This is a genomic window from Burkholderia cenocepacia (genome assembly GCF_014211915.1).
GTDB lineage: Bacteria > Pseudomonadota > Gammaproteobacteria > Burkholderiales > Burkholderiaceae > Burkholderia > Burkholderia orbicola.
The window spans coordinates 792,019-804,525 of the sequence record NZ_CP060041.1 but is presented as its reverse complement, the minus strand read 5'-3'; the positions used below and the strand labels follow the sequence as shown (position 1 = coordinate 804,525).

Here is a 12,507-nt window from a genome sequence, read left to right as displayed (position 1 = left end):
GCGTCACGCGCGCGCGAGCCGATGCGCATCCTCGCCGAGAAACCGGTGCACGAAGGTCACGGCCATCGCGCCTTCGCCGACCGCCGACGCGACGCGCTTGACCGATCCCGATCGCACGTCGCCCGCCGCGAACGATCCCGGCACGCTGGTTTCCAGGTGGTACGGCCGGCGCTCGAGCGGCCACACGCGCTCGAACGCCGGACAATCGTACAGATCGCCGCCGGTCACGAGATAACCGTCCGGATTGCGAATGATGTCGGTGTCCTTCGCCCAGTCGGTATTCGGCGCGCCGCCGATGCACACGAACAGGCGCGTGGCCGGCAACCGTTCGCGCGTGCCGTCCGCCGAACGAAGCTCGATCGCGTCGAGCCAGCCGTCGCCGTGCAGCGCGGCGACGCTCGACCCGTAGCGGACCTCGATGTTCGGCGTGCGTTCGATCCGGTCGATCAGGTAGCGCGACAGCGTGTCGGCGAGCGACGCGCCGCGCACGAGCATCGTCACCTGACGCGCATGCCGCGAGAAGTTCATCGCGGCCTGGCCGGCCGAATTGCCGCCGCCGACGATGAAGACCTGCTCGCCCGCGCACATCGGCGCTTCGCTCGACCCGGCGCCGTAGAACAGCCCCGCGTTGAGAAACGCCGGTTCCTCCGGCAACCCGAGGCTGCGATATTCGATGCCGGTCGCGCAGATGTTCGCGCGGGCGATCAGGATCGACCCGTCGGCGAGCTCGACGCGGATCTTGCCGTCGACGAACGTCGCATGCACGCCCTCGCGCATCGTCAGCAGCTCGACGCCGAACTTCACCGCCTGCTCGCGCGCGCGTTCCGCGAGCTCCGCGCCCGGGATGCCGTCGGGGAAGCCCATGTAGTTCTCGATCAGCGAACTCGTGCCGGCCTGCCCGCCGATCGCACCGCGCTCGATCACGACCGCGCGCAGCCCTTCGGACGCCGCGTAGACCGCCGCCGACAGCCCGGCCGGCCCCGCGCCGTAGATCGACACGTCGTATTCGACGAAGCGCGGGCGCGCGACCCAGCCGAGCCGCGCGGCGATCTCGGCCAGGGTCGGCTGGTACAGGCGCGAGCCGTCCGGAAAGATCACGACCGGCAGCCGGATGTCGCGCAGCGGCGCGATGCCGAGCACCTGCGCGCAATCGGCGTCGGATGTCAGCTCGCACCAGTCGTACGCGATCATGCGCCGCTGCAGGAAATCGCGGATCGCGTACGCGTCCCGGCTGCGCGGCAGGCCGACGATCCGCACGTGTTGCGATTGCTCCATGAACGCCTCCCGATGATGTCGATGTCGGACGCGGCCCGGCCGGTGCCGCGACCTGGCCGGACGCATTCGCGACTGTACGCCGCCGGCACGCGCCGCGCGGGCCGCTTCATGACAATTAAGGTCCGGCCGCGCCGCCACGCCGCACAATGTCGCGTATCCGTCCCGCTTGCGGCCTCGCGCCGGCCCCGCCGCAAGCGTCGCTCCCGCGCCGGCATCGGAGCGCAAGATGGCCAACGCCTGTACGCATCTCGACGAAGCACGCGTGTTCGACACCGACAAGGACTACTGTGAGGAATGCATCAAATCGGGCAGCCGCTGGGTGCACTTGCGGATGTGCCTGGTCTGCGGACACGTCGGCTGCTGCGACTCGTCGCCGAATCGCCACGCGAGCCGGCATTTCCATGACACCGGCCACCGGCTCGTCCGCTCGATCGAGCCCGGCGAGCGCTGGATCTGGTGCTACGCGGACGAAGTCGTCGCGGGCGAAGTTCCGTCATGACACGACGTGCGGGGCGGCCGTGACATAGCGTGTCCGTCATCGGTCGCCGGCGCCGAACCCCGGCCGATCCGGGGCCGGACACCGTTCAGAACGTTTCAGCGCCGCTTCAGGCAATGGAAGCGGCCTCTGCGTAGACTGCCGTTCATGAGCTGCCGCGCAGAACGGCGCGTGCGCCCGTTATCGACTGCTGGAGTGACAACTTGATCCCCGCCGCCAATCACCGCCGCTCGGCAACACGCTCGCGGCCGCATCGGACGACCCCGCACGGCCGACACTCATCGTCCGGTGTCGCCGCGCCTCGCATCACTTGCGGCGCACCGCGTCGCCCGGAGCACGCATGAAGCACAAACGACTCTGGTTCGGCGCGGCCGGCATCGCGGTCGTCGGCCTCGCGGTCGCGATCGGCATCATGGTGCGGCCGTCGATCGCGCCGATCGATCCGCCCGCCCCCGCGTCGTTCGATCCGCAACTGGTACGCGCCGGCGCGCGCGTCGTCGCGCTCGGCGACTGCATCGTGTGCCACACCGCGAAGGACGGCAAGCCGTTCGCGGGCGGGCTGCCGCTCGCGACGCCGTTCGGCACGATCTACGCGACCAACATCACGCCGGACGCCGAAACGGGGATCGGCCGCTGGTCGCGCGATGCGTTCGCCCGCGCGCTGCGCACCGGCATCGGACGTAACGGCCAGCCGCTCTACCCGGCGTTTCCGTACATTCATTTCACGCGAATGTCGGACGACGACATCGCCGCCGCGTACGCGTACCTGATGACGCGTGAACCGGTCCACGCGACGGCGCCCGCCAACGACCTGATCTTTCCGCTGAACTTCCGCCCGCTGGTCGCGTTCTGGAACGTGCTGTTTCTGCGCGAAGGCGCGTATCAGCCGGACCCCGCGCAGTCCGCGCAATGGAACCGCGGCAGGATGCTCGTCGACGGGCTCGGCCACTGCGCGTCGTGCCATTCGCCGCTGAACGCGATCGGCGGCGAGCAGCGCGGCCGCGCGTTCGACGGCGGCATCGTCGACGGCTGGGAAGCGCCGCCGCTCAATGCGCTCGGCCAGGCAGCGCGGCCGTGGACGCAGGCGCAGCTCGTCACCTACCTGCGCACCGGCCGCGCGAGCGAGCACGGCGCGGCGGCCGGCCCGATGCTGCCGGTCACGCGCGACCTCGCGACGGTGCCGGTGGAGGACGTCGAGGCGATCGCCACCTACATCCTGTCGATCCAGAAGCCGGCGAACGCGCGGGCGGCCACGGCAACGGCCGCTGGCGAACGCGCCGCGACGACGCCGGCCGCGCAACGCGGCGCGACGCTGTTCCAGGCGTCGTGCGCGCAGTGCCACGGGCCGGCCGCGCCGATGCAGTCGATCGGCGAGCGGCCGACGCTTTCGTTCAGCACGGCGGTCAACGCCGATACGCCGCGCAACGCGATCCAGATGATGTTCAACGGCATCGGCTGGCACGGCGAGGACACGCTCAACTACATGCCGTCGTTCATCGACCAGTACGACGACGCGCAGATCGCCGATCTCGCCGCGTACGTGCGCGAGACCTATACCGATCGTCCCGCGTGGCCGGGCGTCGACGCGATGGCCGCGAAGCTCAGAAAAGAGGACACCGCACGATGATTACCCTCACCGTCAACGGCGTGCGGCACACGCTGGACATCGATCCGTCCACGCCGCTGCTGTACGCGCTGCGCAACGACCTGCACCTGCACGGCGCGAAGTTCGGCTGCGGCCTCGGCCAATGCGGCGCCTGCACCGTGATCGTCGACGGCAAGCCGACCTTCTCGTGCCTGATGCCGGTGGCCGCGGTCGGCGCGCGCAGCGTGCGGACCATCGAGAGCCTCGGCACCGTCGAGCATCCGGGCCCGCTGCAACGCGCGTTCATCGAGCACCAGGCCGCGCAGTGCGGCTACTGCATCGCCGGGATGATCATGCGCGCGCAGGCGCTGCTCGAACGCAATCCGAAGCCGACCGAACAGGAACTGCGCACGCACATGGAACCGAACCTGTGCCGCTGCGGCACGCACATGCGAATTCTCGCGGCGGTGCGCTCGGTCGCGGGGCTGCCGGCCCCCGAGCCCGCTTCCGCTCCCGTCACGATCAGCAAGGGGCTGTGATGAATTCCCACGACGACATCGACGAAGGCCGCCGGCACTTCATCGTCTCCGGCGCGCTGTTCGTCGCGTTCAGTCTCGCGCCCGCGTCGCGCGCGGCCGCGCAGCTGGTGATCGCCGACGAAGGCGCGGCCGTGCACGTGGCGAAGGCCACCCAGGCGCTCGCCGGCAGCCTGAAGACCAATCCGCTGCTCGACGCGTGGGTCAAGATCGCGCCCGACGGCAAGGTCACCGTGTTTACCGGCAAGGTCGAGCTCGGCACCGGCGTGCGCACCGCGCTGCTGCAGGTGGCCGCCGAGGAACTCGACATGAAGCCGTCGCTGATCACGTTCCTGACCGCCGACACCGGCGCGTCGCCGGACGAAGGACTGACCGCCGGCAGCCATACGATGGCCGACAGCGGCTCCGCGCTGCTGAACGCGACCGCGCAGGTGCGCGCACTGCTGGTGGAAGGCGCGGCGAAACGCTTCGGCGTCGATCCGCGCGTGCTGACGACCGCCGACGCGGTGATCAAGGCACCGGATGGCCGCACGATGACCTACGGCGACGCGATCCGCACGGTCGACCTGCATCGCAATGCCGCGCCCACGTCGCCTTTGAAGAACCCGGCGACGTTCGCCGTGATCGGCACGTCGCTGCCGCGCGTCGACATCCCGAACAAGGTCACGGGCGGCGTCAGCTACGTGCAGGACATGCAGCTGCCCGGCATGCTGCACGCACGGGTCGTGATGCCGCCGGTGTACGACGCGACGCTGCTGTCGTTCGACGAAGCCGCGATCCTGAAGCTGCCGGGCGTCGTGCGGATCGTGCGCAACGGCAGCATGCTCGCGGTGGTCGCGCAGGGCGAGTGGCAGGCGGTGGTCGCGCAGCGCGCGCTCGCCGCCGGCTGCCGCTGGTCGCCGGGCCGCAAGCTGCCCGAGCGCGGCACCGTGCACGCGGACCTGAAACGGATCTCGACGCAGCGCATCGAGATCGCGAACACGCATGCGGCCACCGCGCCGGCCGTGAAGACGCTGAACGCGACGTTCCTGAAGAACTACCTGCTGCACGGGTCGATCGGGCCGTCGTGTTCGGTCGCGCATCTCGAGAACGGGATGATGACGGTGTGGACCCACTCGCAGGGCGTCTACCCGCTGCGCGACGCGCTCGCGGAGATGCTGTCGATGCCGAAGGCGAGCGTGCGCTGCATTCACACCGAGGGCTCCGGCTGCTACGGCCACAACGCGGCGGACGACGCGGCCGCGCACGCCGCGCTGATCGCCGCCGCGATGCCGGGCAAGCCGATTCGCGTGCAATGGATGCGCGAACAGGAACACACGTGGGATCACTTCACGCCCGCGATGGTGACCGAGGTCAGCGCGTCGCTCGATGCGGGCGGCCGCATCGTCGACTGGAACTATGCGTTGTGGAGCAGTTCGCACAACGAGCGGATCGTCAACGCCGGCCGGCTGCTGCCCGCGCGCATGCTCGAGCCGCCGTTCGTGCCCGCGCCGTCGACGCCGATGCTGCAGCCGGAGGGTGGCGGCGACCGCAACGCGATCCCGCTGTACGCGCTGCCGAACCAGCACATCGTCAACAACTTCTCGCCGACGATGCCGCTGCAGACGTCCGCGATGCGCTCGCTCGGCGCGCACACCAACGTCTGGGCGATCGAGAGCTTCATGGACGAGCTCGCGCACGCGGCCGGCGTCGATCCGGTCGAATTCCGGCTGCGTCACATGGAAGACCATCGCGCACGGCAGGTGATCCAGCTCACCGCGAAGCACTTCGGCTGGCCGCGGCCTCCGCGCGCGCGCAACCGCGGCGTCGGCTTCGCGTTCGGCAAGTACAAGAACCTGATGGCCTACGTCGCGATCGCGGTCGAGGTATCGGTCGTGCCGGAAACCGGCCAGGTGACGCTCGAACACGCGGAAGCCGCCGTCGACGCGGGCCAGATCGTGTCGCCGGACGGCATCCGCAACCAGATCGAGGGCGGCATCGTGCAGGCCGCGAGCTGGACGCTGTACGAGGCGCTGAAGTACGACACCGAGCGCATCCGCAGCTTCGACTGGAGCAGCTACCCGATCCTGCGCTTCTCGGCCGCGCCGCAGAACGTGAAGGTCCATCTGGTCAATCGCCCCGGCGCGCCGTTTCTCGGCGCGGCCGAGGCGTCGATGGGGCCGACCGCCGGCGCGCTGGCCAACGCGATCTTCGACGCGACCGGGCAGCGCATGCGCGAAATGCCGTTCGCCGGCGACGCGCTGAGAAAGCGCATCGACGCCTAGCGGGTCGATCACCCCGCTACGCACCCCCTGTATCCGACATGAGACAAGACGGCGCCGGCACGCACCGGCGCCGCATGCCGACCGGCTGGAGAACTTCCGACGATGGATACCTTGCTTTCGATGCGCGTGTTCACGCGCATCGTCGAAACCGGCAGCTTCACGCGCGCCTCCGACACGACCGGCCTCACCACGCCGCGCGTGTCCGCGCTGCTGAGCGCACTCGAGCAGCATCTCGGCTGCCGGCTGCTGAACCGCACCACGCGGCGCATCTCGCTGACCGAGGACGGTCAGGCCTACTACGAACGTTCCGTCGCGGTGCTGCGCGAGATCGACGACATGGAGGCGTCGGTCTCGCAGGCCCGCAACGTGCCGCGCGGCCGGCTGAAGGTGAACCTGCCGCCCGCGATGGCGAAGCAGGTCGTGGTGCCCGCGCTGCCGGCGTTTCTCGACGCCCATCCGGACATCATGCTCGAACTCGGCGTGACCGACCGGCAGATCGACCTCGTCGGCGAAGGAGTCGACTGCGTGGTGCGCATCGGCGCGCTCGATGATTCGGGCATGATCGCGAAGCGGATCGGCAGCCTGACCACCTGCACGTGCGGCTCGCCTGCCTATTTCGCGCGGTGCGGCGAGCCGCAAACCGTCGACGATCTCGCGCAGCACGTCGCGGTCAGTCACATCTCGGCCGACACCGGGCGGCCGCGCCCGTGGGACTACGTCGTCGACGGCGAGCCGCGCATCGTGCAGATGTGCGGCACGGTGGCCGTCAACGACGCGGACAACTACATCGAGTGCGGCGTCGCCGGCATCGGCCTGATCAAGACGTCGCTGTACCTCGTCGAGCCTTACCTGAAATCGGGACGGCTGCGCGAGGTGCTGACCGATTTCAACGCGCCGGCCCGGCCGATCTCGGTGCTGTATCCGCCCAATCGCCACATTCCGGTCAAGCTGAAGGTGTTCGTCGACTGGCTCGCGGGCCTGTTCGAGCAGATTCCGACGCTGCAGGGCAAACGCGGCTGAACCCGCGCGGCGCGGCACCTTTGCGTGCCGCGCAACGCTCGATTGCGCGGCGCCCCGATTCCGGCCTGAGCGATTGATCACTAGTATCGACGGCAATGCGGTGCACCGTATCGCGGCCAGGCGACCTTCATGCCGGCGCGACGCTCCGGTGCCCGGCCCTTCCCTTTTCCAGGAGTCGACATGTCAACGGATTCAACACCGCTCGCGCCGCCCGCGCACGGCGTCAAGCTCACGCAGGGGCTGATCCTGCTGTTCGCGTTCAGTTGCGGCGCGATCGTCGCGAACCTGTACTACGCGCAGCCGATCACCGAGCTCATCGCGCCGGGCCTGCACATGTCCGGCAACACGGCGAGCCTGATCGTGTCGCTGACGCAGATCGGCTACGCGCTCGGGCTGTTCTTCATCGTGCCGCTCGGCGACCTGCTCGAAAACCGCAAGCTGATGATCGTGACGGCCGTCGTGTCGATCGCGAGCCTCGCGGCGGCGGCGCTCGTGCGCACGCCCGGGCTCTTTCTCGCGATTTCGCTGCTGATCGGGTTCAGCTCGGTGGCCGTGCAGATCCTCGTGCCGCTCGCCGCACATCTCGCGCCCGACCATTCGCGCGGCCGCGTCGTCGGCACCATCGCGAGCGGGCTGCTGCTCGGCATCCTGCTGGCGCGGCCGCTGTCGAGCGTCGTGGCCGACGCGTTCGGCTGGCGCTTCGTGTTCGCGGCGGCGGCCGTGCTGATGACGCTCGTCACGGCCGTGCTCGCGCTGACGATTCCGTCGCGCCAGCCCGATCATCGCGCGACCTATTTCGAACTGATCGGCTCGCTGCTGCACCTCGTCCGCACGATGCCGGTATTGCGCCACCGCGCGTTCTACCAGGGCCTGATGTTCGCGTCGTTCAGCCTGTTCTGGACCGCCGTGCCCGTCGAGCTGACGCGTCACTACGGGTTGTCGCAATCGGCGATCGGCCTGTTCGCGCTGGTCGGCGCGATCGGCGCGACCTCGGCGCCGGTGGCCGGGCGCCTGGCGGATGCCGGCCATACGGTGCGCGCGACGCTGATCGCGCTCGTCGCCGGCGCGCTCGCGTATGCGGTCGGGTTCGTGCACGGCACCGGCCTGTACGGGCTCGTCGTCACCGGCATCGTGCTCGACTTCGCGGTGCAGATGAACATGGTGCTCGGCCAGCGCGAGATCTATGCGCTGCACGCGGCGAGCCGCAACCGGCTGAATGCGCTGTACATGACGAGCATCTTCGTCGGCGGCGCCGTCGGCTCCGCGCTCGCGAGCCCGTTGTACGAGCACGGCGGCTGGCCGCTCGTCGCCGCGGTGGCCGGCGCGTTCCCGATCGTCGCGCTCGCGCACTACCTGCTCGTCGGGCGGCCGCACGCGCAACGCCACGCCGCGGGTTGACCCGCCGTCGCACGCCGAACCGATCCGTTCGCGGGGCGCGCCGCCGCCCCGCCCTCCGTCGAACCACAGGAGTCCATCATGTCTTCCCTGCTCAGTGCTTACGATCTGCGCGGCCTCGCGCTGCCGAACCGCGTCGTGATGGGGCCGATGACGCGCTCGCGCGCGCCGTCGCGCGGGCTGCCCACCGAACTGATGGCCGAGTACTACGCGCAGCGCGCGTCGGCCGGCCTGATCGTGACCGAAGCCACCAACGTCAGCCGGGCGTCCGCCGCATTCGAGCTGACGCCGGGCCTCGTCGACGATGCGCAGGCCGCCGCCTGGAAAATCGTCACCGATGTCGTCCATGCGAACGGCGGGCGCATCTTCGCGCAGCTGTGGCATGGCGGGCGCGTCAGCTCGCTGACGCTGCTCGGCGGCGCCGCGCCGCTGTCGCCGTCCGGCGTGAACGACGACCTCGAACAGTTGCAGGTCTGGGCGCAGCTGCAGAACGGCTACTACACGAAGATTCATGCGACGCCGTCGCGCGCGATGACGACCGATGAAGTCGTCGCGACCGTCGACGAATTCCGGCAGGCCGCGGCACGCGCGATGGTCGCGGGCTTCGACGGCGTCGAGATTCATGCGGCCAACGGCTACCTGCCGCACCAGTTCCTGTCGTCGACGCTGAACCGCCGCGACGATCGCTACGGCGGATCGGTCGCGAACCGCGCGCGCTTTCTGGAAGAAATCGTCGACGCGGTCGGCGGCGTGATGCCGCTGAGCCGCGTCGGCGTGCGCATCTCGCCGTACGCGAAATACAACAACGTGCGCGACGCCGATCCGGACGCGACGCTGGCGTACGTCGGCCGGATGCTCGACGCGGCGGGTGTCGCCTATCTGCACGCGGCCGACACCAACGGCTGGAGCGGCGAACCCGATCTGCCGCGCATCGTCGAGCACGCGCGCCGGTCGTTCCACGGCACGCTGATCGTCAACGGCGGCATTTCACCGGAGGCGGCGAGCGCGCTGATCGACGCGGGCGACGCCGATCTCGTCGCGTTTGCCCGCGCGTATATCGCGAATCCGGATCTGGTCGAGCGCATCGCGGCCCGCGCACCGCTCGCGGAGCCGAAGTCGATCGGCTGGTACGGCGGCGAGCGCGCCGGCTACGTCGACTACGCGCGGCACGACGCGGCTCAATCGCCCGCCTGACCCGCGCACGCCGGGCGCGGCGGCGTGCCGCGGCCGGCCGTGCGTCCGGCTGCCGCACGCCGGGCCGGCGCCGTCACGTATCGTTCCACCGCGCGCCCAGCACGCGCCCGCAGAAATTCGGCCGATGAAAGTCAGGGTCCGCGCGTTCGAGCACGTCCGCGCTCCAGGTGCCGAAGGTCGACTGCGGCCGGTGCTCGACGCCGCGCGCGACCATGTCCAGATACGCTTCGCGAAAACCGCTGCCGCGCGGGTAGGCCGCGAGCAGCGCCGTGCGTTCGTCGGCGGTATAGGCGTCGAAGTCGGTCGCCATCAGGTCCGTCGACACGGCGCACGCGAGTGCGCGCGCAAGCGGCGACGCGCGGGCGGCCACGCCCGGCGTCGTATGCAGCGCGACCGCGTGCCACACGTCGTCGCGCATGCGCCGCGACCGGCGATGCCGCAGCAGCAGCGCGTGCGCGGCATCCGCGCCGTCGAGCTCGTAGCGTTCGGTCGAACGGCAGTACGCCGGGCTCAATCCCATGTTCGCGTACATCGCGGCGACGTACAGTGCGTCGGCGTCGCACGCGTCGCCTGCACGCCGCGCGGCGAGCGACGCGAACACGAACACGCGCGCCGCATGAGCGGCGAGCGCGGCGGGCAACGACGCGCGGGCCGCGTCGGCGGCCTCGACCGTCACCGGCGTGCGCGGAATGCGCACGCCGGCCACTTCGTCGCCGGTGGCCGATGCGCGCGGGTGCGCAACATTCATCCTGTCTCCTTCATGCCCCGTGCACGGGGCGGAAAATCGTTCGATGCACGGCGACACCCGGCGCGCAGCGCGTCGCGCACCGGCACGCGCCGCTCAACACGCGACGCAGCAGCGGCCGAAGGCTTCGCAGCGCTCCGCGGCCACACCTGCCGTCGGATAGCGCGGTCGCGCGAAGCGGCGTCCATCACCGCGCGCACGGCACGCATCGACGCCGGGCACCACGCACGCGTCGCCCGCCGCCGACGCATGCGAACGGTCGCGCACGTCGGCGTCTGCCGCGCCGGCCGCGCCGCCTGCGGCGACCGGCGACCACGCGGGGCTGACGGGCGGCGGCGGCGGCGCAAGCGGCGAGAATTCCTGTTCCGCGTGCACGACCTTGCCGTCGACGACCGTCAGCACCGACGACAGCGTCGGGATGCGCCGCACATCGATCGTGAAGTAATCGTCGCTCAGCACCGCGAAATCGGCATACCGGCCGGGCACCAGCGCGCCCTTGCGATGCTCGTCCGCGGAGAACCACGCGCTGCCGACCGTGTAGCGGCGCAGCGCCTCCATCCGGCCGAGCCGGTTGCGCGCCGGGTACAGCGCGGTGCCGCCCACGCTGCGCCCCGACACCATCCAGTACAGCGCGACGAACGGGTTGTAGCTCGCCGCGCCCGTCGCGCCGGACCCCGCGCCGACCGGCAGCCCGGCCGCGAGCATCGCGCGAAGCGGCGGCGCGCGCGTGGCCGCCGCCGCTCCATGGCGCGCGATGAACGCTTCGCCCTGGAACGCCATGCGCGGCTGCACGGTGATGCCGCCGCCCAGCGCAGCGACCCGCGCGACATTGGCGTCCGAAATCGTCTCGCAGCGGTCGAAGCACCAGCGCAGCCCGTCGAACGGCGTGTCGCGGTCCACCGCTTCGAACACGTCGAGGAAGCGGCCGATCGATTCGTCGTAGGTCGCCTGGAGCCGGAACGGCCAGCGATGATGCACGAGCAGCCGGACGACGGCCGCCAGTTCGACCTCGACGGACGCGGGCAACTCGACGCGCGGTTCGAGGAAATTCCCGAGATCGACCGCCGAGAACAGCAATCGCTCGCCCGCGCCGCTCGCGCGCAGGAACGCGTCGCCGTCGCCGGGCGCGGTCAGCGCGATCCATTTCGCGAAGTCGTCGAGCTCCCGGCCCGCGTGCCGCGCGCCCAGCGCATAGGCGATGCGCGTCGTCAATTCGCCGCGCCGCGCGAGCGTCGCGACCGCCGCATAGTCGTCCGGATACGCGAGGCCGTCGCCGCCGGCGTCGATCGCGCTCGTCACGCCGACGCGGTTCAGCGCGTGCATGAACTGCCGCGTCGAGTTGACCCGGTCGGCCGCATCGAGCGTCGGCGCGCGGGCGAGCACCGCGCCCAGCACCGCCGGGTCCGGACGCGCGAGCAGCAGCCCGGTCGGCCGCCCATGGCGGTCGCGCCGCAGTTCGCCGCCGGGCGGATCGGGCGTGTCTCGCCCGTAGCCGAGCGCGCGCAGCGCGGCCGCATTCAGCCACGCACTGTCGGCCAGATGCTGGACGAATACCGGCGTGTCGGGTGCGATCGCGTTGAGCTCGGCCGTCGTCGGCCCGCGCTTTTCCGCGAACTGCAGCGCGGTCCAGCCGCCCGCCACGCGCGCCCAGTGCGGCGCGGGCGTGCGTCGTACCTGCCGGCCCAGCAGCTCGAGCGCGTCGGCCAGCGACGGCACGCCGTCCCAGCGCACCTCGAGGTTGAAGTTCATGCCGCCGCGAATCGCCTGCAGGTGCGCGTCGATCAGGCCCGGAATCACGGTACGGCCGTGCAGGTCGATACAGGCGGTGTCGTCGTGCGCATGGCGCAGCACGTCGCGATCGTCGCCGGTCGCGACGATGGTCCCGTCCTTCACGGCGAGCGCACGGACGAACGAGCGCTGTTCGTCCTGGGTCGCGATCTTGCCGTTGAACACGACGAGGTCCGCCGAACGCGCGGGTTCCGTCGCTCTAAGCACCG

At 70.6% G+C, this 12,507-nt stretch carries 10 protein-coding genes; 7 read left to right on the top strand and 3 right to left on the bottom strand.

The window, feature by feature from the left end; all coding sequences use genetic code 11:
* Positions 1 to 3 precede the first annotated feature (3 nt).
* Positions 4 to 1,275 (bottom strand): NAD(P)/FAD-dependent oxidoreductase, encoded by a 1,272-nt coding sequence (locus tag SY91_RS32780; protein ID WP_023475985.1) that lies wholly within the window; start codon positions 1,273 to 1,275, stop codon positions 4 to 6.
* Positions 1,276 to 1,501: 226 nt separating this feature from the next.
* Between SY91_RS32780 and SY91_RS32775 the strand changes: the two genes are divergently transcribed.
* The 7 genes from SY91_RS32775 (at position 1,502) to SY91_RS32745 (ending at position 9,765) form a co-directional block, all read left to right on the top strand.
* The gene (locus SY91_RS32775; protein ID WP_006481362.1) at positions 1,502 to 1,774 is read left to right on the top strand and encodes a ubiquitin carboxyl-terminal hydrolase 14; all 273 of its coding nucleotides are present in this window, start codon (positions 1,502 to 1,504) and stop codon (positions 1,772 to 1,774) included.
* 337 nt (positions 1,775 to 2,111) lie between these two features.
* Positions 2,112 to 3,398, top strand: coding sequence for a c-type cytochrome (locus SY91_RS32770; protein ID WP_006481364.1), 1,287 nt, complete (start codon positions 2,112 to 2,114; stop codon positions 3,396 to 3,398).
* Positions 3,395 to 3,895: a (2Fe-2S)-binding protein gene (locus tag SY91_RS32765; protein ID WP_023478057.1), complete on the top strand. Its 501-nt coding sequence runs from the start codon at positions 3,395 to 3,397 to the stop codon at positions 3,893 to 3,895. Before SY91_RS32770 ends, SY91_RS32765 begins: the two co-directional genes overlap by 4 nt.
* Entirely contained in the window at positions 3,895 to 6,156 is a 2,262-nt protein-coding gene (locus SY91_RS32760; protein ID WP_043888672.1) for a xanthine dehydrogenase family protein molybdopterin-binding subunit, read from the top strand. The genes SY91_RS32765 and SY91_RS32760 overlap by 1 nt, the downstream gene beginning before the upstream one ends.
* 102 nt (positions 6,157 to 6,258) lie before the next feature.
* Positions 6,259 to 7,176 (top strand): LysR family transcriptional regulator, encoded by a 918-nt coding sequence (locus SY91_RS32755; protein WP_006481367.1) that lies wholly within the window; start codon positions 6,259 to 6,261, stop codon positions 7,174 to 7,176.
* Positions 7,177 to 7,356: 180 nt separating this feature from the next.
* Complete coding sequence (locus tag SY91_RS32750; RefSeq protein WP_023478059.1) at positions 7,357 to 8,574, top strand: MFS transporter; 1,218 nt, start codon at positions 7,357 to 7,359, stop codon at positions 8,572 to 8,574.
* A gap of 78 nt (positions 8,575 to 8,652) precedes the next feature.
* A complete protein-coding gene (locus SY91_RS32745) occupies positions 8,653 to 9,765 on the top strand; it encodes an alkene reductase (RefSeq protein WP_185921463.1) in 1,113 nt (370 codons plus the stop codon).
* Positions 9,766 to 9,838: 73 nt separating this feature from the next.
* Here the strand turns inward: SY91_RS32745 and SY91_RS32740 are convergent, their stop codons facing one another.
* Positions 9,839 to 10,513 carry a hypothetical protein gene (locus tag SY91_RS32740; protein ID WP_023478103.1) on the bottom strand — a complete coding sequence of 225 codons (675 nt, stop codon included), beginning with the start codon at positions 10,511 to 10,513 and terminating at the stop codon, positions 9,839 to 9,841.
* Positions 10,514 to 10,606: 93 nt separating this feature from the next.
* The gene (locus SY91_RS32735) at positions 10,607 to 12,505 is read right to left on the bottom strand and encodes an amidohydrolase (protein WP_043888698.1); all 1,899 of its coding nucleotides are present in this window, start codon (positions 12,503 to 12,505) and stop codon (positions 10,607 to 10,609) included.
* Positions 12,506 to 12,507 lie beyond the last annotated feature (2 nt).

Bases quoted from the DNA above. Each gene is read 5' to 3' on its own strand.
- SY91_RS32770 (WP_006481364.1), top strand. From the start codon at position 2,112: ATGAAGCACAAACGACTCTGGTTCGGCGCGGCCGGCATCGCGGTCGTC.
- SY91_RS32750 (WP_023478059.1), top strand. From the start codon at position 7,357: ATGTCAACGGATTCAACACCGCTCGCGCCGCCCGCGCACGGCGTCAAG.
- SY91_RS32765 (WP_023478057.1), top strand. From the start codon at position 3,395: ATGATTACCCTCACCGTCAACGGCGTGCGGCACACGCTGGACATCGAT.
- SY91_RS32780 (WP_023475985.1), bottom strand. From the start codon at position 1,275: ATGGAGCAATCGCAACACGTGCGGATCGTCGGCCTGCCGCGCAGCCGG.
- SY91_RS32745 (WP_185921463.1), top strand. From the start codon at position 8,653: ATGTCTTCCCTGCTCAGTGCTTACGATCTGCGCGGCCTCGCGCTGCCG.
- SY91_RS32755 (WP_006481367.1), top strand. From the start codon at position 6,259: ATGGATACCTTGCTTTCGATGCGCGTGTTCACGCGCATCGTCGAAACC.
- SY91_RS32775 (WP_006481362.1), top strand. From the start codon at position 1,502: ATGGCCAACGCCTGTACGCATCTCGACGAAGCACGCGTGTTCGACACC.
- SY91_RS32740 (WP_023478103.1), bottom strand. From the start codon at position 10,513: ATGAATGTTGCGCACCCGCGCGCATCGGCCACCGGCGACGAAGTGGCC.
- SY91_RS32760 (WP_043888672.1), top strand. From the start codon at position 3,895: ATGAATTCCCACGACGACATCGACGAAGGCCGCCGGCACTTCATCGTC.